The 19913-nt window shown below is 66.1% G+C and carries 17 protein-coding genes; 12 read left to right on the forward strand and 5 right to left on the reverse strand.

Features of this window, described 5'->3' with window-relative positions:
* Positions 1 to 30: 30 nt before the first annotated feature.
* From BBA01S_RS06730 to BBA01S_RS06745, 3 genes are all read right to left on the reverse strand, one after another.
* Positions 31 to 783 (reverse strand): PhaM family polyhydroxyalkanoate granule multifunctional regulatory protein, encoded by a 753-nt coding sequence (locus BBA01S_RS06730; protein ID WP_027815761.1) that lies wholly within the window; start codon positions 781 to 783, stop codon positions 31 to 33.
* A gap of 192 nt (positions 784 to 975) precedes the next feature.
* Positions 976 to 1800, reverse strand: coding sequence for an enoyl-CoA hydratase/isomerase family protein (locus BBA01S_RS06740; protein WP_027815762.1), 825 nt, complete (start codon positions 1798 to 1800; stop codon positions 976 to 978).
* 131 nt (positions 1801 to 1931) lie between these two features.
* Entirely contained in the window at positions 1932 to 2924 is a 993-nt protein-coding gene (locus BBA01S_RS06745) for a fumarylacetoacetate hydrolase family protein (RefSeq protein ID WP_027815763.1), read from the reverse strand.
* A gap of 106 nt (positions 2925 to 3030) precedes the next feature.
* Between BBA01S_RS06745 and BBA01S_RS06750 the strand changes: the two genes are divergently transcribed.
* The 7 genes from BBA01S_RS06750 (at position 3031) to BBA01S_RS06780 (ending at position 11615) form a co-directional block, all read left to right on the forward strand.
* Positions 3031 to 3969 carry an IclR family transcriptional regulator gene (locus BBA01S_RS06750; protein WP_027815764.1) on the forward strand — a complete coding sequence of 313 codons (939 nt, stop codon included), beginning with the start codon at positions 3031 to 3033 and terminating at the stop codon, positions 3967 to 3969.
* 82 nt (positions 3970 to 4051) lie between these two features.
* The gene (locus BBA01S_RS06755; protein WP_027815765.1) at positions 4052 to 5428 is read left to right on the forward strand and encodes a DUF3108 domain-containing protein; all 1377 of its coding nucleotides are present in this window, start codon (positions 4052 to 4054) and stop codon (positions 5426 to 5428) included.
* Positions 5429 to 5765: 337 nt separating this feature from the next.
* Positions 5766 to 6608 carry an alpha/beta fold hydrolase gene (locus BBA01S_RS40320; RefSeq protein WP_042296273.1) on the forward strand — a complete coding sequence of 281 codons (843 nt, stop codon included), beginning with the start codon at positions 5766 to 5768 and terminating at the stop codon, positions 6606 to 6608.
* Between the two features lie 144 nt (positions 6609 to 6752).
* Positions 6753 to 7010, forward strand: a complete 258-nt coding sequence (locus BBA01S_RS06765) for a BTH_I0359 family protein (RefSeq protein ID WP_027815766.1) — start codon at positions 6753 to 6755, stop codon at positions 7008 to 7010.
* 293 nt (positions 7011 to 7303) lie between these two features.
* Positions 7304 to 8371, forward strand: a complete 1068-nt coding sequence (locus tag BBA01S_RS06770) for a homocysteine S-methyltransferase family protein (RefSeq protein WP_027815767.1) — start codon at positions 7304 to 7306, stop codon at positions 8369 to 8371.
* A 69-nt stretch (positions 8372 to 8440) separates the two neighbouring features.
* Positions 8441 to 11158 (forward strand): methionine synthase, encoded by a 2718-nt coding sequence (gene metH / locus BBA01S_RS06775; RefSeq protein WP_027815768.1) that lies wholly within the window; start codon positions 8441 to 8443, stop codon positions 11156 to 11158.
* Between the two features lie 241 nt (positions 11159 to 11399).
* The gene (locus BBA01S_RS06780; RefSeq protein ID WP_027815769.1) at positions 11400 to 11615 is read left to right on the forward strand and encodes a hypothetical protein; all 216 of its coding nucleotides are present in this window, start codon (positions 11400 to 11402) and stop codon (positions 11613 to 11615) included.
* 96 nt (positions 11616 to 11711) lie between these two features.
* Here the strand turns inward: BBA01S_RS06780 and BBA01S_RS06785 are convergent, their stop codons facing one another.
* The gene (locus BBA01S_RS06785; RefSeq protein WP_042296276.1) at positions 11712 to 12038 is read right to left on the reverse strand and encodes a DUF1840 domain-containing protein; all 327 of its coding nucleotides are present in this window, start codon (positions 12036 to 12038) and stop codon (positions 11712 to 11714) included.
* A 420-nt stretch (positions 12039 to 12458) separates the two neighbouring features.
* Here BBA01S_RS06785 and argS point away from each other — a divergent pair, with 420 nt between their 5' ends.
* The 5 genes from argS to BBA01S_RS06810 all read left to right on the forward strand — a co-directional run bounded on the left by argS (position 12459) and on the right by BBA01S_RS06810 (position 18701).
* A complete protein-coding gene (gene argS, locus BBA01S_RS06790; protein ID WP_027815771.1) occupies positions 12459 to 14243 on the forward strand; it encodes an arginine--tRNA ligase in 1785 nt (594 codons plus the stop codon).
* Positions 14244 to 14391: 148 nt separating this feature from the next.
* Positions 14392 to 15285, forward strand: coding sequence for an SPOR domain-containing protein (locus BBA01S_RS06795; RefSeq protein ID WP_042296421.1), 894 nt, complete (start codon positions 14392 to 14394; stop codon positions 15283 to 15285).
* Positions 15286 to 15399: 114 nt separating this feature from the next.
* Positions 15400 to 16053, forward strand: coding sequence for a thiol:disulfide interchange protein DsbA/DsbL (locus BBA01S_RS06800; RefSeq protein WP_027815773.1), 654 nt, complete (start codon positions 15400 to 15402; stop codon positions 16051 to 16053).
* A gap of 14 nt (positions 16054 to 16067) precedes the next feature.
* Complete coding sequence (locus BBA01S_RS06805; protein ID WP_027815774.1) at positions 16068 to 16841, forward strand: SDR family oxidoreductase; 774 nt, start codon at positions 16068 to 16070, stop codon at positions 16839 to 16841.
* A gap of 252 nt (positions 16842 to 17093) precedes the next feature.
* Entirely contained in the window at positions 17094 to 18701 is a 1608-nt protein-coding gene (locus BBA01S_RS06810; protein ID WP_027815775.1) for an ABC transporter substrate-binding protein, read from the forward strand.
* A gap of 68 nt (positions 18702 to 18769) precedes the next feature.
* Here BBA01S_RS06810 and BBA01S_RS06815 read toward each other — a convergent pair whose 3' ends face one another.
* Positions 18770 to 19909: a glycosyltransferase family protein gene (locus BBA01S_RS06815; protein WP_027815776.1), complete on the reverse strand. Its 1140-nt coding sequence runs from the start codon at positions 19907 to 19909 to the stop codon at positions 18770 to 18772.
* Positions 19910 to 19913 lie beyond the last annotated feature (4 nt).

Genomic DNA, 19913 nt, shown 5'->3' on the forward strand with positions numbered 1-19913 from the left:
GCCAGACGCGCCTGGGTTTTGCTCCGGCTTTTACTCCGACCGGGCGGGCGCCTTCTTCGCGCTGCGCGCAGTCGTCTTGCCTGCAGCCGCGCCTGAACTCGCGCCGCCGCTACTGCGCTTCGCCGCCGGTTTCGCGCGCGCCGCCGACTCGCCGCTTGCTGCGCCCGCGCCCGCAGCCCCCGCAGCCGCTTCGGCCGCAGCCTGCGCCGCTTGAGCCGCCGCGGCTGGCTGCGCCATCGCGAACTGCGCAAGCTGGTTGAACTGCGATTGCAGCAGGTTCCACCACGCCGATGCATCGAAGCCCGGCGGCGGCGCGTCGGCGGATGCCTCGGCATCGCCTGCCGGTGCGCTATCGCGTGCCGACTGTGCCGACGCAAACGACGCGGCAGACTCGCGCGGCGGCGCTTCGTGCGCGGGCGGCGGACTCATCTGCGCCTGCGCGAACGCGCCGAACGCACGCAGCGTCGACAGCGTCGCGCGCTGCACTTCGAGCGCCTGGATCGCCGACTGCAACATGTTCAGGTTCAGCTTGAGCCATTGCTCGACGGCGCGCAGATCGGTGACGCGCTTGTCGAGTTCCTCGATATTGGTGAGCGGCGTCATCATGTCGGACATCATCGACAGCGACGGGCCAAGCCCCTGCGCCGCGCCCGGCTCGCTGCCGGGAAACGCGCTGCCGAACGGCGTGAGGCGCATCATCCCCCACATGCGGTCGAGCATCTCGGCGGGCGGGAAGCCGGGAAAGCCCGGGAACGGCGGAACGGAGCCTGCTGAATCGGTCATGCGAATCTCCCTCGCAATGCAATCAGTGTTGGATGGCGCGTGGCGTGTCGCGTGCGATGCAGCGCAACCCAAGCGCTATCGCAGCAACACAGCACGCACACGCTACTTTTCGATCATACCGCGCGCGATCCTGCGCTTGCGCGTCACGCTTCACGCTTGATGCGCGCCTGGCTTTACGTACTTCAAGCGCATTCAGAACGGATCGCCGCCCGGAAACTCCGGCGCGCGCCGCTCGCGCAAGGACTGTACGCCCTCGCGCACGTCGGGCCCTGAAAAACCCATGAATTCGAGCGCCAGCGACGTATCGAAGTTCGGCCCGGCCTGGCGCAGCCAGTTGTTGAGCGCGTACTTCGTCCAGCGCACCGCCGTCTGCGAACCGCTTGCCAGACGCTTCGCCACTTCGAAGGCCTTCGGCAGCAGATCGGTTTCATCGACGGCCAGCGACACGAGGCCGATGCGCTCCGCCTCCTCGCCGCTCACCGGCTCGCACAGCAGCAGGTAGTACTTCGCCTTCGCCATGCCGCACAACAGCGGCCAGACGATCGCCGCATGGTCGCCCGCCGCGACGCCCAGGCGCGTATGGCCGTCGATGATGCGTGCGGTCTTCGCGGCAATCGAGATATCGGCGAGCAGACCCGCGACGAGGCCCGCGCCCACGGCCGGGCCATGCATCGCGGACACGATCGGCTTGCTGCAATTGATGACGTTGTAGACGAGGTCGCGCGCCTCGCGCCAGACCCGCGCGCGCACGTCGAAGTGCAGCGCCATGTCCTCGACGAGCGCCAGGTCGCCGCCCGCCGAAAAGCCCTTGCCCTCGCCGCGGATCACCGCCACGCGCGCGTCGGGATCACGGTCGACGTCGCGCCAGATCTCGGCGAGTTCGCGGTGCATGTTGGCGTCGGCGGTGGCGAGGCCGCTCTTGTTGGCACCCTCGCCGCTCATCACGATCTCGACGATGCCGTGTTCGTGGCGACGCACGCGCAGCGCGTGATAACGGGCGTAAAAAGGATCGTTCATGGCACTGTCTCCTGTCTCTTCGGCTGGTGTTTTATGCCTGGTGCTTATGCCTGGTGCTTATGCCTGGCGTCTATGCCTGGTGTTCGAGCCGGTCTTGTTGTTGTGGCGCTGCTATGACGTTGCAGCCGCGCTTATTGCTGGTCTGAAAGCGCCACCACAGCCTGATCGATCGCACCGAAAATCGACTGCCCGGCCGGATCGAGCATCTCGATCTTCACACTGTCGCCGAACTTCATGAATTCCGTGCGCGCCTCGCCATGCTCGATGGTTTCGAGGCAGCGCTTTTCGGCGATACAGCAGTAGCCGCGCTTCGCGTCCTTGTTCGACACCGTGCCCGAACCCACGATCGCGCCCGCGCGCAGATTGCGCGTCTTCGCCGCGTGCGCGATCAACTGGCCGAAGTGGAACACCATGTCCGTGCCCGCGTCGGGCTGGCCTACTTTCCTGTTGTTCCAGTAGACCAGCATCGGCAGGTGCACGCGGCCTTCGCGCCAGTGCTCGCCAAGCTCGTCGGGCGTGACGACGACCGGCGAAAACGAGGTCGCCGGCTTGCTCTGGAAGAAGCCGAAGCCCTTGGCGAGTTCGGCGGGAATCAGGTTGCGCAGCGACACGTCGTTGGCGAGCGCGACGAGACGCACGGCCTTGAGCGCTTCGTCGGCGGTGGCGCCCATCGGCACGTCGCCCGTGATGACGGCCACTTCGGCCTCGAAGTCGATGCCGAACGCCTCCGAGCCGCACACGATGTCGTCGGTCGGGCCGATGAAGTCGTCGCTGCCGCCCTGGTACATGAGCGGATCAGTCCAGAACTCGGGCGGCATTTCCGCCCCGCGCGCGCGGCGCACGAGTTCGACGTGGTTCACGTAGGCCGAGCCGTCGGCCCATTGATAGGCGCGCGGCAGCGGCGCCATGCAGTTACGCGCGTCGAAGCTGAAGGTATTGCGCGCGCGGCCCTGGTTGAGTGCTTCGTACAGGTCGAGCAGTTGCGGCGCGTAGAAGCGCCAGTCGTCGAGCACGCGTTGCAGCGTGGGCGCGATCGCGTCGGCGATGGCGGCGCTGCGCAGGTCGCGGGAAACGACGATCAGCTGGCCGTCGCGGGTGCCGTCCTTCAGCGTGGCGAGTTTCATGGATTGAGGCGTGAGTGACGATAGAGGAAATGTATTCTACGATGGTGAATCGGCGCGGCCCAAGGGGAGGCGCGCCATTCCCTACCTCAAGGCCCGAACGCCCGTTATGCCGCCGTCCACCCGCACCGCCGCGTCGTCCCGCTCCACCGATGCCACAGTCGAGGAAAATATCGATATCGACGATGGCAATGAATCGATTGAAACCGCGAATGACAGCGCGAATGAAATCGCAAACGACAGCGCGAATGAAGGTGGCGAGGAAAAACTGCGCTCGGGCATCCAGTCGATCGAAGTGGGGTTTCGCCTGCTCGAAGTGCTGACCAGCGAGCCGCGCGCGATGATGCTGCGCGACCTCGCTCAACGCGCGGGCATGAGCCCTGCGAAAGCGCACCGCTATCTCGTGAGTTTCCTGCGCCTGGGCGTGGTCGCGCAGGATCCGGTGTCCGGCCGTTACGAGCTGGGCGGTTTCGCATTGCAACTGGGTCTCGCGCGTCTCGCACGCGTTGACGGCGTGAAGCTTGCGCGCATCGCGCTGGCCGAACTGCGCGACGCGCTCGACATCACCGTGGGCATCGCCGTGTGGGGCAACCAGGGGCCGACCGTCGTGCACTGGATGGAGTCGAGCCATCCGGCCAAGGCGTCGCTCAAGCTCGGCGACGTCATGCCGATGCTCAGCTCCGCGACGGGCCTGCTGTTTGCAGCCTACCTGCCGCGCAGCAAGACCGCGCCGATGATCGAGCGCGAACTGAACAATGCGCAGCACTACTCGTGGGGCGCGACGCCGCGCAGCGCCGAGGCGCTCGAAGCCACGCTCGCCGAAGTGCGCGCACACGGCGCAGCGCGCGTGGAAGGCATGTTGCTGCCGACGATTCACGCATTCTGCACGCCGGTGTTCGACGCGAGCGGGGAACTGGCGCTCGGGCTGATCGCGCTCGGCCACGAAGGCGCGTTTGAGAGCGGCTGGAACGGCGCCGTCGATACGGCGTTGCGCGAGTGCGCGGGCAAGCTCTCGTACGAATTGGGGTACAGCCCCGTCGCGCGCTGATCGCCCGCCGCGCGCCGCTTCTGCATCGGTCAGGCTTGCCGTGTCACAGTAGCGCTTATCCGCGATCAGGCCCGAAGACTCGATGAACAGCTCCACCACCAGCCAAAACGCCTCCACCTCGCCCCAGCGCTCGCACGCATGGCGCTGGGTGGCCGTGTTCGCGCTGGTGACGGTGATGCACTGGCTCGCGGCGCAGTGGTTCGAGCGGCACCACACGGCGCAGCCGGTCAAGCCCGCACATGTGCCCGTGCAGGTGCGGCTGCTCAAGACCGAACGCATCGAGCAGCAGGCCAAACCCGCTGCGGCGGCCACCAGGCCCGCGGCCAAACCCGCAGCGCCCGCGCAGCCCAAACGCGCGCCGAGCCCGCCGCACACGCTCCAGGCCGTGACGCCGCCCGAGCCGCATCCGAAGACCGCCGCCGCGCCCGCAGAAGCCGCATCGAGCCCCGCTGCGGCATCCGATGCGACTGCAGCGGCGTCCAGCGGCGCAAGCGGCGCCGCCCAGGCCGCCGCGCCCGGCAACGGCAACACGCCCTCCGCTCCCGCGACCCAGGCGTCGCACGGCGTCAAGTTCCAGGTGCCGCCATCGGGCGAACTCGAATACGACACGTTCTTCAACGGCGCGCGCAATGCACCCGGCACGATCCACTGGAGCAGCGACGGCCAGCACTACGACATGGTGGTATCGATTCCGCTGCCTTTCGTCGGCACGTTTAGCTGGACGAGCAAGGGGCACGTCGACGCGTTTGGTCTCGCGCCCGATCAATACATCGAAAAGCGCGGCCGCCGCCCCGCGGACTTCACGATCTTCAATCGCGAGCAGAAGCAGATCGTGTTCACGCGCACGCCGAATTCGCTCGCGCTGCCCGATGGCGCGCAGGATCGCTTCAGCATGGTGATGCAGCTCGCGAGCCTCGTGCGCGGCGACCCCGATACGTACAAGCCCGGCGTCACGCGCGAGTTCTATGTCGCCGATAACGACAGCGGCGAGACCTGGCCGATCACCACCATCGGCGATGAAACCGTGAGCACGGATCACGGCTACGTCACGGCGCGCCACTTCATGCGCCTGCCGCGCCACGACGGCGACAAGCGCCGCATCGACGTGTGGCTCGCGCCTTCGCTCGGCTGGCTGCCGGTGCGTCTCGTGCAAACCGAGCCGAACGGCACCGAAGTCGAGCTGCTGTGGCATGGCGCATTGACGTTGCCGAAAGCGTCGGATGATTCGAATGCGGCAGCCGCGCCCGCGTCATCGGCAGGCGCACCGAACAACCCATCGAACAGCGCAGCGAGCAACTCGATGAGCAGCACCGCCAGCAGCATTGCGCCCGCGTCAGCAAGCACGCCGCCAGCCGATCAAGCCACTGCGCCGCCCACGTCGCCGTCACCGCAACCAGCGCCTGAATCCGCCCCTGAAATCGCCCCCGCGCCAGCCGCCGACGCCCCGATGCATCCTTAAGCGCTCTCCCGCACACACGCGCACAAGAACTGCGCGTGCAGGCCACAAAACCGGCCGCACAAGCCGCACGTTTGCGCGAAATAGCGCATACTGGAAATCATCGAAGCGCCCAGAATCGGAGTTGCATCGACTGCGCGCGCGGCCCGGGACGAGCACAAGAAAGAGCAGAGGAAAGCGTTCGTAGGGAGACTTGAGCCACGCATCGCACCGGCGCACCCGGCTGCGCGAAACACCCGCCTTGCGCCTATCAGGCGCGCGGCTTGCGACAATCGCACGACGTCCACGCAGTACCTCGCAACCAGCCTGACTCCCGGCCGTATCGGCCAAGGAGGAACGCATGCAAGCGACTGTCAACGGCATCGATACGCGCTACGTCTTCGAAGACCGCAGCGGCGGCCCCGCGCTGACCTTCATTCACCAGCTCGGCGGCGATCTCTCCGTGTGGGACACGCTCGCGGGGCATTTCCGGCATCGTTTTCGCGTCCTGCGTTATGACGTGCGCGGCCACGGCGCCAGCGCCGTGTCGACTGGCGCGTTCGGCTTCAAGGAGCTGGCCGCCGATCTCACCGCCCTGCTCGACGCGAAAGACATCGAGAAAACGCATCTCGTCGGCATGTCGATGGGCGGCATGATCGCGCAGCAGTTCGCGCTCGATCACGCGCCTGGCGCGGCTCATGATGCGCGCTCGCGCGTGCTCTCGCTCACGCTGTGCGACACCGCCAGCCGCACCGCACCCGAAGCGCGCGATACATGGAACGAACGCGCCGCGCTCGTGCGCCGCGAAGGTACCGGCGCCATCGCCGACGTGACGATGGCGCGCTGGTTCACGCCGGAGTTCCGTCGCACGAATCGCGATACCGTTGCGCACATCTGCGACGTTTTATTACGGACACCTTCAGAGGGTTACGCAAGCGCCTGTGAAGCGCTGCGCGACTTCGACGTTCACGAACGCCTCGCGCACCTGCGCGTGCCCACGCTCGCCGTTGCAGGGCGTCACGACAGCGGTACGCCGCCCGCGCTCACCGAAGCGCTCGCGGCCGCCATTCCCGATGCACGTTTCGAAATGCTCGACGCCGCGCATCTGGCCCCGGTTGAGGAATCGCATGGCTTCGCCGCCTTGCTCGAATCGTTTCTACGCCAGCAGGCCCAGCAGTTGCATCCTGCATCTAAACCGCAGTGAAATCCGTAACTTGCAGAGACGGGGAAGTAGAGGGAGAGCAGTCCGAAAAAAGAGGTGATGCGGGACCCACCCCTTGAATTCCAGATCGAACGCTCCATGTACGGACAGAAGCAGTGAGGGAGCACAGGAAAAAGGAGTGTCGCCATGCAGATGATCTACAACAGTCCGAACTATTGCGTTGTCGAGTTTCCCCCGCAGGACGGTCACGTCGCCATGCGCTCTGGCGGCTATGAAATCGTCGACAAGAATGCGCGCCGCGAGTTGTTCATCGACGGCGTGATGGCGGCACGTTTTCGCGAAGACGTGCAGAAGCTGATGGACGAGGATCAGTCGCTCGACGAGGTGGACGAATTCCTCGGACAGTTCGACAGCCTCATGCAGCAACCTGTCGTGCTGCACTGATACGTGGCGGCCCGCGCCTTGCGCGCAGCATGACGGCTCCCACGCTCGTGCAGTACCTCATGCAGTACGAATGGCAGTAAAACCTCGCGCCGCCTGCTACATGGCGGCGCCCCCATCAGAAAACCCCGCCCGGCCATGCGCCGCGCGGGGTTTTCTTTTGGGCGGGCCACGTCGCGCCCCATCGCGCCCCGCACCGACGCGCGAGCGCCACGCCCGCGCCAGCGGGGCGCCCCGGCTGCGGCTACAATGTTGGGTTTCCCAGCTCGACCGGCGCATTCGCGCGCCCGCCACCCATGAACCAGCCCGCCGAACACGCTACGCCTTCAGCCGCCACGCCGTACACGCGCGCAGCCTCGCTGCCCGCGCTGCTTGCCTCGCGCATCGTGATCCTCGACGGTGCGATGGGGACGATGATCCAGCGCTACAAGCTCGACGAAGCCGCCTACCGTGGCGAGCGCTTCAAGGACTACGCGCGCGACATCAAGGGCAACAACGAACTGCTCTCGCTCACGCAGCCGCAGATCATCAGCGAGATCCACGAGCAGTACCTGGCCGCGGGCGCCGACATCATCGAGACCAACACATTCGGCGCGACCACGGTGGCCCAGGACGACTACGGCATGGGCGAGCTCGCCATCGAGATGAACATCCAGTCGGCGAAACTCGCGCGCGCCGCATGCGACAAGTACTCGACGCCGGACAAGCCGCGCTTTGCCGCCGGCGCGATCGGCCCGACGCCGAAGACCGCCAGCATCTCGCCGGACGTGAACGATCCGGGCGCGCGCAACGTGACCTTCGAGGAGCTTCGCCGCGCGTACTACGAACAAGCGAAGGCGCTGATGGACGGCGGCTGCGACCTGTTCCTCGTCGAGACGATCTTCGACACGCTCAACGCCAAGGCCGCGCTGTTCGCGCTCGACCAGCTGTTCGAGGACACCGGCGAGGTTCTGCCGATCATGATTTCGGGCACCGTCACCGATGCATCGGGCCGCATTCTCTCGGGCCAGACCGTCGAGGCTTTCTGGAACTCGCTGCGTCACGCCAAACCGCTCACGTTCGGCCTGAACTGCGCGCTGGGCGCAGCGCTGATGCGCCCGTACATCGCCGAGCTGGCCAAGCTCTGCGACACCTATGTCTCGTGCTACCCGAACGCAGGCCTGCCGAACCCGATGAGCGACACCGGCTTCGACGAAACGCCCGCTGATACCTCGGCGCTGCTCAAGGAATTCGCTTCGGCCGGTCTCGTGAACGTGGCGGGCGGCTGCTGCGGCACGACGCCCGAACACATCGCCGCGATCGCCAGGGCACTCGCCGAAATCAAGCCGCGCCGCTGGCCGGGACAGTACCGCGACGCTGCTTAAGCGACGCGACTGAACCCGACACAAAAGCCCGCCGACTCCACACGACATCCGACGATCCAGTCCCACGCCATGACTGACCATACCCTGCGCCTCTCCGGCCTCGAACCCTTCAACGTCAACGACGGCACGCTCTTCATCAACGTCGGCGAGCGCACCAACGTGACCGGCTCGAAGGCGTTCGCGCGCATGATCCTCAACGGCCAGTTCGACGAGGCGCTCGCGGTCGCGCGCCAGCAGGTCGAAAACGGCGCGCAGATCATCGACGTCAACATGGACGAGGCGATGCTCGACTCCAAAGCGGCGATGGTGCGCTTCATGAACCTGATCGCGTCCGAGCCGGATATCGCGCGTGTGCCGATCATGATCGACTCGTCGAAGTGGGACGTGATCGAAGCGGGCCTGCAATGCGTGCAGGGCAAGGCCATCGTCAACTCGATCTCGCTCAAGGAAGGCCGCGAGCCGTTCATCCATCACGCCAAACTGATCCGCCGCTATGGCGCAGCCGCCGTGGTGATGGCCTTCGACGAAACCGGCCAGGCCGATACCTACCAGCGCAAGATCGAGATCTGCAAGCGCTCGTACGACGTGCTGGTCAACGAAGTCGGCTTCCTGCCCGAAGACATCATCTTCGACCCGAACATCTTCGCGGTCGCCACGGGCATCGAGGAGCACAACAACTACGCGGTGGACTTCATCGAAGCCACGCGCTGGATCAAGCAGAACCTGCCGCACGCGAAGATCAGCGGCGGCGTGTCGAACGTGTCGTTCTCGTTCCGCGGCAACGATCCGGTGCGCGAGGCGATCCACACCGTGTTCCTCTACCACGCCATCCAGGCGGGCATGGACATGGGCATCGTCAACGCGGGCCAGCTCGGCGTGTACGCCGACCTCGACGCCGAATTGCGCGAGCGCGTGGAAGACGTGGTGCTCAACCGTCGCGACGACGCGACCGACCGGCTGCTCGAAATCGCCGACAAGTTCAAGACCGGCGCGGCGAAGAAGGAAGAGAACCTGGAGTGGCGCAACCAGGACGTCGAAAAGCGTCTGGCGCACGCACTCGTGCACGGCATCACGAACTTCATCGTCGAAGACACCGAGGAAGCGCGCGCGAAGATCATGGGCGGCGGCGGCCGTCCGATCAACGTGATCGAAGGCCCGCTGATGGACGGCATGAACATCGTCGGCGACCTGTTCGGCCAGGGCAAGATGTTCCTGCCGCAGGTGGTGAAGTCGGCGCGCGTCATGAAGCAGGCCGTCGCGCACCTGATTCCGTTCATCGAGGAAGAAAAGCGTCTGCTCGCCGAATCGGGCGCCGACGTGCGTGCGAAGGGCAAGATCGTCATTGCCACGGTGAAGGGCGACGTGCACGACATCGGCAAGAACATCGTGTCGGTCGTGCTCCAGTGCAACAACTTCGAAGTCGTCAACATGGGCGTGATGGTGCCGTGCAATGAGATCCTCGCGAAGGCGAAGGTCGAAGGCGCGGACATCATCGGCCTGTCGGGGCTGATTACGCCGTCGCTCGAAGAAATGGCCTACGTCGCCTCCGAAATGCAGCGCGACGACTACTTCCGCGTGAAGAAGATTCCGCTGCTGATCGGCGGCGCGACGACCTCGCGCGTGCACACGGCGGTGAAGATCGCGCCGAACTACGAAGGCCCGGTGGTCTACGTGCCGGACGCGTCGCGTTCGGTGTCGGTCGCATCGAGCCTGCTGTCCGACGAAGGCGCGACGAAGTACATCGAAGACCTCAAGACCGATTACGACCGCGTTCGCGAACAGCACGCCAACAAGAAGGCGCAGCCGATGGTGACGCTCGAAGAAGCGCGCGCCAACAAGACGAAGATCGACTGGGCGAACTTCCAGCCCGTGAAGCCGAAGTTCATCGGCCGCCGCGTGTTCAAGAACTACGACCTGAACGACCTCGCGCAGTACATCGACTGGGGCCCGTTCTTCCAGACCTGGGACCTGGCCGGGCCGTATCCGCAGATCCTCAACGACGAGATCGTCGGCGAGTCGGCGCGCAAGGTGTTCTCGGATGCGAAGTCGATGCTCTCGCGCCTGATCCAGGGGCGCTGGCTGCAGGCGAACGGCGTGATCTCGCTGCTGCCCGCGAACACCGTCAACGACGACGACATCGAGATCTACACCGACGACTCCCGCACCGAAGTCGCGATGACGTGGCGCAATCTGCGCCAGCAGTCGGTGCGCCCGGTGGTGGACGGCGTGATGCGCCCGAATCGTTGCCTCGCCGACTTCATCGCGCCGAAGGACTCGGGCAAGGCCGACTACATCGGCATGTTCGCGGTCACGGCGGGCATCGGCGTCGACGTGAAGGAAGCGCAGTTCGAGAAGGATCACGACGACTACAGCGCGATCATGCTCAAGGCGCTGGCCGACCGTTTCGCGGAAGCCTTTGCCGAAGCGATGCACGCACGCGTGCGCCGCGACCTGTGGGGCTACGCAGCCAGCGAGACGCTCGACAACGACGCGCTGATCGCCGAAAAGTACGCGGGCATCCGTCCGGCGCCGGGCTATCCGGCGTGCCCCGATCACCTCGTGAAGCGCGACATGTTCGAGGTGCTGCAGGCGAACGAGATCGGCATGAGCGTGACCGAGTCGCTGGCGATGCTGCCGGCGGCGAGCGTGTCGGGCTTCTATCTCGCGCATCCGGACAGCACGTACTTCTCGGTCGGCAAGATCGGCCAGGATCAGCTCGCCGATTTCGCGACCCGCATGGCGCTGTCCGCCGAGGATGCACGCCGCGCGCTCGCGCCGCTGCTCTAAGGCTGCTTCGGGCTTTGACGGGACTTGCTTCACGCGGGCCGCGCAGCGTTGCAGCGGCCCGACATATGAAAAGCAATAGCCTGAATATTTCGCGCACGGAATTTTTCGGCTTTGTAAGATGGCCGCGCATCACCCAAGGCCAAACGCGGCAGCGGCGGGCATCGCCCGGCGCCGCGTCGGCTCGCTCATCAGCAAGTCCTTAAAAAACCAGATCGAAGCAACCTCGACGGAGAACAATCGTATGAAGAAGCTGATGTTGATGTTGACCGCCTTCGGCGTCGCGGCCCTCGCGCAGCCGTCGTTCGCGCAACCGGCCTCCGCACCGCACGAGTCGAGCGCCGTGTCGTCGTATTCGGCGCCCACCGAAAAGCACGTGAAGAAACCGAAGAAAAAGAAGGTCAAGAAGGGCGCGGCATCGGCTGCCGAAACGGCTGAACCGACGGCAGCCAGCCAGTAACACGCTACATCGGCGCCGTAAAACGAAAGAGCCCGCAGATTTTGCGGGCTCTTTGCATTGGTGCGACGGGCGCGGGGTGACGTGAATCGACGGGCTTCAGATGCCCCAGACGATATCGTTGTCTTCCTTTTTCGCCGCGCGCAGCATGTCAAGGAACGGGAACGCACGCTGGGCAAGGCCCGGCGGCAACTCGTGGGGCTCGTGCCCTTCCTCGCCTTCGTGGAAGTGGCCATCGTGCTCGGCGCGATCCTTCTTGTCCACGGCGATGGCCGATTCGAGCTTGCTGATGGCGCTGTCGAGTTCTTCGCGCGTGATGACGCCGCGCTCGCCCAGCCGCTTGCCGATAATGCCGAGGAGATATTGCGCGAGGCTATCCAGCATCAGCACGTCGGGCGAGGCGTGGCACTTGAAAGTAATCAGCATGACTGTTCCCTTTTGATTTTCTAGGTTGAGCGCATTGCGACCGGGACATGCGCGAGCCTTTGGTGCTGGCTATAAGGTTCGCGGCGCGTCCGCGGCGTCTCCGACGAGCCCGGCGCTTCAAGGAGCCGGGCGGCCGCGCGTGGCCGGGCTTCTCATTTCACATATTAGCACCTGCTAAAATCCGTCTGAACGGAATTACCCGCAGGGCGCGGCACGTCCGACCGGCACGCCGAAGCGCCGCCGCAGCAGCCTCACCGGCGCGTTGCGGGCGCACGCTGCCGACGCGCGCCGACGGTTGGAAAACATCCGGCGCAAACGCCGGCCAGCCCCGCCCTCACCCGAATTCGACGGCACGCGCCGCCGCCGCGACCACGCAGGCGGCCCCGTACCCAAACTACCCGCACAGGACCTGCAACAAGCATGCTGCCCGCACAGAAACACACCCTGGAGACTCTGCTCGCCGACGCCGTCGCCCAGGTGGCGAAGGCCACCGAAGGCGCGACCGAAGCCGCATTCGTCATGCCCGCCATCGCGCTGGAGCGTCCGAAGGTCGCCGCGCACGGCGACGTGGCCTGCAACGTGGCGATGCAGCTCGCCAAGCCGCTGCGCGCCAACCCGCGCGCGCTGGCCCAGCAGATCGTCGACGCCGTGAAGGCGCTGCCCGCCGCCGCGGGCCTCGTCGCCGACGCCGAAGTGGCCGGCCCCGGCTTCATCAACCTGCGCCTGACCGCTGAAGCCAAGCGCGCCGTGCTGGGCGCCGTGTTCACCGAAGGCGCCGCATTCGGCCAGTCGCAGCGCGACGCAGGCAAGCACGTGCTGGTCGAGTTCGTCTCGGCCAACCCCACGGGCCCGCTGCACGTCGGCCACGGCCGCCAGGCCGCGCTCGGCGACGCGATTTCGAACGTGCTGGCCTCGCAGGGCTGGGGCGTGCACCGCGAGTTCTACTACAACGACGCGGGCGTGCAGATCGGCAACCTCGCCGTCTCGACCCAGGCGCGCGCACGCGGCCTGAAGCCGGGCGACGCGGGCTGGCCTGAAGCCGCCTACAACGGCGAATACATCGCCGACATCGCGCGCGACTACCTCGCGGGCGAAACCGTCGCGGCCAAGGACGGCGAGCCCGTCACGGGCGCGAAGGATCCGGAAGACATCGAGTCGATCCGCCGCTTCGCCGTCGCTTACCTGCGTCACGAGCAGGATCTGGATCTGCAGGCGTTCGGCGTGAAGTTCGACCGCTACTACCTCGAATCGTCGCTGTACACGGAAGGCCGCGTCGAGAAGACCGTCGAGGCGCTGGTCGCCTCGGGCCAGACCTACGAGCAGGACGGCGCGCTGTGGCTCAAGACCACCGACTACGGCGACGACAAGGACCGCGTGATGCGCAAGTCCGACGGCACCTACACGTACTTCCTGCCGGACGTCGCCTACCACGTCACCAAGTGGGAGCGCGGCTTCACCAAGGTCATCAACATCCAGGGCTCGGATCACCACGGCACCATCGCGCGCGTGCGCGCTGGCCTGCAGGCCATGGGCGTGGGCATCCCGAAGGGCTACCCCGACTACGTGCTGCACAAGATGGTCACCGTGATGCGCGACGGCCAGGAAGTGAAGATCTCCAAGCGCGCGGGCAGCTACGTGACGGTGCGCGACCTGATCGAATGGTCGGGCGGCGCGAATCCGGGCAGCGAAGTCGCGCCTGACCTGCTCGACGAAGCGACCATCCGTCGCGGCCGCGACGCCGTGCGCTTCTTCCTGATCTCGCGTAAGGCCGATACCGAATTCGTGTTCGACATCGACCTCGCGCTGAAGGAAAACGACGAAAACCCGGTGTACTACGTGCAGTACGCGCACGCACGTATCTCGTCGATTCTCGGCGACTGGCAGGGCAAGCACGGCGGCAACCTGGCCGCGCTGCCGAATGTCGATCTTTCGCCGCTGTCGAGCGAGCGCGCGCTCGCGCTCATCGCGAAACTCGCCGAATTCCCCGACATGCTCACGCACGCCGCCGCGGAACTCGCGCCGCACGCCGTGGCGTTCTACCTGCGTGAACTCGCGGCTGAATTCCACTCGTTCTACAATGCCGAACGCGTTCTCGTGGACGATGCCGCCGTGCGCGATGCGCGCGTCGCGCTGCTCGCGGCCACGCGCCAGGTGCTGGCGAACGGCCTCGCCGTGATCGGCGTCTCGGCTCCCGAGCGCATGTAAGCATGTCAAGCGGCCTGCGCTCGCGCAGGCCTACCCGCGCGGCAGCCGTCGCGCGGGCGCTCCGTCCACAACGCATGACGACATGTTTGGGGCGTGCCCGCCTGGGCGCGCCATTCCGGAATACTCTTGTTTGCAGGTGATTCAGACGATGGCACAACCGATTGCAAAAGCGCGCCGCACTACAAAACAGCAGTCGAAACAGTCCGGGGGCACGTTTGTGGGCGTCGTGCTGGGCCTGATTGTCGGCCTTGCGATCGCCGTGGTCGTGGCGCTCTACATCACGCGCTCGCCTACGCCATTCGTCTCGAAGGTCGCGCCGCCGGCCTCGGACGCCAGCCAGACCCAGGCCGAGCAGTACGACCCGAATCGCCCGCTGCAGGGCAAGTCGCCGGGCCAGCCGGTGACGCCGCAGGCCGCGCAGAGCACGCCGCCCAACACGGCGCCGGGCCAGACCACGAACCAGTCGCAGTCGTCGGGCATGCTCGACGAGCCGCAGATCGTCGAAGTGCCGCCTTCGGGTAATGCGGGCAATACCGGCAACGCAGGCAACGCCAACGTCGACAACGGCGCGCCGGCAGCAAACAACGGCGTCGCCGTCGCACCGAAGCCGTCCACCGGCGACAACGGCACGACCATCGCCAAAAAGCCGCAACAGCCGCAGCAACAGCAGCCGTCGAGCCAGGCCAACCAGGCGCTCCAGCAGTTCGCCAACAACCAGCCGCTGAAGTCGCCCAGCACGACCACGCCGCCCGCCGCCAAGCCCGCACAACCGGGTTCGGCTGCACCGACGGCAGGTGACGCCAACACCGGCTACTTCCTGCAGGTGGGCGCCTACAAGACGTCGGGCGACGCCGAGCAGCAACGTGCGCGCCTCGCGTTCCAGGGCTTCGAGTCGAAGGTCACGCAACGCGACGCAGGCGGCGTCACGTACTTCCGCGTGCGTATCGGCCCGTTCTCGAAATTCGACGACATGAACTCGACCCGTCAGCGCCTGTCTGACGCCGGGATCGACACCGCTGTCATCCGCTTCACGAAGCAGTAATACGCGAAGACCGGACGCCACGCGCGTCCGACACAAATCTCAACACTTGCACGCCGCGCGCCGGCGTGCTGCCTGGCCGGACGCCGCCGGCCCCGTTCACTGGAACAACACGCTATGAAACGCATTCTCGGAACGCTTGTGCTCTCGCTCTCGATGCTCGCCGGCGCGGCGCACGCATCGCCGACCGCGCCTGTCGCGGGCAAGGAATACACCGTCCTGAAGCAGGCCCAGCCGCTCGACGTGCCCGCAGGCAAGATCGAAGTGATCGAATTCTTCTGGTACGGCTGCCCGCACTGCAACGCACTCGATCCGTTCCTCGAAAGCTGGATCGCCAAGCAAGGCCCGGACGTCGTGTTCAAGCGCGTGCCGGTGGCGTTCCGCGACGACTTCATCCCGCATTCGAAGATGTACTACGCGCTCGACGCGCTGGGCCTCGCGCAGAAGCTCACGCCGGCCGTGTTCCGTGAAATCCACGTCAACAAGAACTACCTGCTGACGCCGGAAGACCAGGCCAAGTTCCTCGCCACGCAAGGCGTCGACCCGAAGAAGTACATGGACGCGTACAACTCGTTCTCGACGCAAAGCGCACTCCAGCGCGACAAGGGCATGCTCGACGCGTACAAGATCGACGGCGTGCCGACCATCGCGATCCAGGGCAAGTATGAAACCGGCCCGGCGCTCATGCAGGTCAGCGAAGACAAGGCCGATCCGGCCACGCTGCAGGTGATGGACTACATCATTTCGCAGATCCGCGCGAAGAAGATGTGAGCGCGCGCGCCGGTATGACACAACCGCTGAAGGTCTTCATCACCGGCGCGTCGAGCGGCATCGGCGCCGCCCTCGCTGCCGAATACGTGCGGCGCGGCGCCATCCTCGGGCTGGTCGCACGCCGTACGGACGCGCTCGAAGCGTTCCGCCAGTCCCATCCCCAGCATCCCATCTCGCTCTATTGCGCCGACGTGCGCGACGCCGATGCGCTCGCCGCCGCCGCGCACGCGTTCGTGGCGGAGCACGGCATGCCCGACGTGGTGATCGCCAATGCGGGCGTGAGCCGCGGCGCGCTCACCGGCCACGGCGATCTCGCCACGTTCCGCGACGTGATGGACACCAACTACTTCGGCATGGTCGCCACCTTCGAGCCGTTCGCCCAGGCGATGGCCGAGGCGAAGCGCGGCACGCTCGTGGGCATCGCGAGCGTGGCCGGCGTGCGCGGCCTGCCGGGCTCGGGCGCGTACAGCGCGTCGAAGGCGGCGGCGTTCGCCTATCTCGAAGCCTTGCGCGTCGAGATGCGGCCGTTCAACGTGCCGGTCGTCACGATCGCGCCCGGCTACATCCGCACGCCGATGACAGCGCAGAACCCGTACCGCATGCCGTTCCTGATGGACGCCGACCGCTTCGCCGCGGCCAGCGCCGACGCGATCGCGCGCGGCACCACGTTCGCCGTGTTCCCGTGGCCGATGCGCGTGGTCGCCATGCTGCTGGGCGCGCTGCCGCGCTGGCTGTACGACCGCGCTTTCGAGCGCGCGCCGCGCAAGCCGCGAACGGCCCAGCACTGAAGCGATTCTGACTTTTCCCGCGCGGCGCATTTCGATGCGCCGCGCTTCATTTCTGCTCTCGATTTCTTCCTCGAATTGCCCGGCCCGGATCGCACCCTATATGGGTATGCCGATTAATTTGTTGTCTGGCCAATTTCCCTTCGATAAGCTTGCCCCGATCGGGCCCCGAGCGTGACGCCAGCTTCACCCTCGCGCGCGGCCTTGCCACCGACACCGCGGCCCACCCCGGCTCAACCGACCAACGGAGATCCCATGCGCTTCACCTCGCCCGCTCCCGTGCTCGCCGCTGCGCTCTGCGCGGCGCTCGCCTGCGCGGCCACGCCCGCGCTCGCGAAACCGCTCACGGTCTGCACGGAATCGAGCCCGGACGGCTTCGACGTCGTGCAGTTCAACTCGCTCGTGACGACCAACGGGTCCGCCGACGTGATCTTCAACGCGCTCGTCGCCTACGACGAAGCGCAGAAGAAGGTCGTGCCCGCGCTCGCGCAGTCGTGGGACGTGAGCGCAGACGGCCTCACCTACACCTTCCATCTGCGCCCGAACGTGCAGTTCCAGACCACCGAATGGTTCAAGCCCACGCGCACGCTCAACGCCGACGACGTGGTCTTCACTTTCGGGCGCATGCTCGACGAGAACAACCCGTGGCACAAGGTGGCGGGCGCGAGCGGCTTCCCGCACGCGCAGTCGATGGGTCTCGCCAAACTCGTCAAGTCGGTCAGCAAGGTCGATGCGAACACGGTCAAGTTCGAGCTCAACGAGCCGAACGCGACCTTCCTGCCGATCCTGTCGATGGGCTTCGCGTCGATCTATTCGGCCGAGTACGCCGATCAACTGCTCAAGGCGGGCAAGCAGGTCGACCTGAACGCCAGGCCCGTGGGCACCGGCCCCTTCGCGCTCAAGAGCTACACGAAGGACGCCGTGATCCGCTACGACGTGAATACGGCCTACTGGGGCCCCAAGCCCAAAGTTGATCGCCTGATCTACGCGATCACGCCCGACGCCGCCGTGCGCGCGCAGAAGGTCAAGGCCGGCGAATGCCAGATCGCGCTGTCGCCCAAGCCCCAGGACGTCGCCGATGCGAAGTCCGACAAGGCGCTCAAGGTCGTGCAGACGCCGGCCTTCATGACCGCCTTCGTTGCGCTGAACACGCAAAAGAAGCCGCTCGACAATCCGAAGGTGCGCGAGGCGCTGAACCTCGCCTTCGACCGCACGACGTACCTGAAGACGGTGTTCGACAACACGGCGACGCCCGCGACCAATCCGTGGCCGCCCACGACGTGGGGCTACGACAAGGCGATCCAGCCGTATCCGCATGACATCGCCCGCGCGAAGCAACTGCTCGCCGAAGCAGGCGTGCCCAACGGCTTCCCGACGACGATCTGGGTGCGCCCGAACGGCAGCGTGCTCAACCCGAACCCGCGTGCGGGCGCGGAGCTGCTGCAAGCCGATTTCGCGAAGATCGGCGTGAAGGCGGAGATCAAGGTGATCGAATGGGGCGAACTGATCAAGGAGGCCAAGCAGGGCCAGCACGACACGCTCTTCATGGGCTGGGCGGGCGACAACGGCGACCCCGACAACTACCTCTCGCCGCTCTTTAGCTGCAACGCGGTGCAGTCGGGCATCAACTTCGCACGCTTCTGCGATCCGCAGCTCGACAAGCTGATCACCGAAGGCAAGGCGACCGCCGATCAGGCCAAACGCGTGAAGCTCTACGACGCGGCGCAGAAGATCATTCACGATCAGGCGCTGTGGATTCCGCTCGGTTATCCGACCGCTTCGGCCATCACGCGCAGCAACGTCAGTGGCTATCAGGTCAGCCCGTTCGGCCGCCAGAACTTTGGTGCGGTGACGGTGCAGTAAGCCTGTTTTACCGCGCTGTGAGTGCGAAATGAGCGCGAGGAAAAAAGCCGGGGCATGCCCCGGCTTTTTTACGTGTGCGCCGGTGTGCCCTTCACGGCGCGCTTGAGCGCATCGGCAGCCTGACGCCACCACGGCGTGCCCACGCGCCTGCGCGTGTCCCAGGCGTGATCGTGCAGCGCCACGGCGCGCCACTGCTCCGCATGCGAGCGAAAGCGCGGCACGCCGAAGCTTTCCGGCGCTTCGAACAGGTCGAAATACGCACGCCGGTAATGCTCGACGAGCACGGCGTCGTCGTAATGCGCTTCCATCCAGCGGCGCGACGCCAGGCCAATCTCCTCGCGCAGCCGCTTGTCGGCCAGCAGCGCGCGCAGGACGGGCTCGGCCTCTTCGAGCCTCACATCGACCCACGGCAGCTCCACGGCGCCTGTCAGCGCCCGCAATTGCGCCTGCACGCGCGCATCGAGATGGCCGACCACCGGCTTGCCCTGCGCCAGCGATTCGAGGCCGCTCAGGTGATAGTTGCCGGTCACGCATTCGTCGACAGCCAGCGCCGCGCCCTGCTTCAGGCGCAGGCATTCGTCATGCGGCGTGTTCATGATCGTGCGAACGCGGCACAGCCCCTTGCGCTCAAGACGGCGCAGGAGCGCATGCGTCTGCGGCGCGCCCTTGGTTTCCCAGCGCGTCTTCCAGGCGCTCGCGCGACCGCTTGGCGCATAGACGACGATGGGCGGGCCATCGCCGGCTTCGGGCGCACGCTCATAACGCGCATCGTGAATCGGCACGAGATTCGGCACCACGCGCGCGAGCGGGTAGTAACGCTCCGGCCCCTGCGCAATCACGAGCTGCGGCACCGGGTCGGTGACGATGCGCGTGAGCAGTTCGCGATCGTGCTTCGCCCAGAGCGTGGGCGCGGAATGATACTGGCGGATCCGCTTGCGTGCGCCGATCAGTCGCGCGACCTCAGCGCCAAAGGTTTCGTCGATGGAGAAATGCTGGTGCAGGTGGACGACATCGGCGGCACGGATCGCCGCGAGCGCTTCTTCGCGCTGCGTGTGCCAGTCGATATCGACCTTGAACGTGCGCGTACCGTAGGCCTGCGCATTGAAGACGACATGGCGCGCTTCGATGTCCGTGTGGCGGTTGAGCGCCGCGACGATGTTGCCGGGGCTGCCCGCGACCGGTGTATTCGAAAGATGAACGACCCGCATGGCG

The sequence above is a fragment of the Paraburkholderia bannensis NBRC 103871 genome (assembly GCF_000685015.1).
Taxonomy (GTDB): Bacteria; Pseudomonadota; Gammaproteobacteria; order Burkholderiales; family Burkholderiaceae; genus Paraburkholderia; species Paraburkholderia bannensis.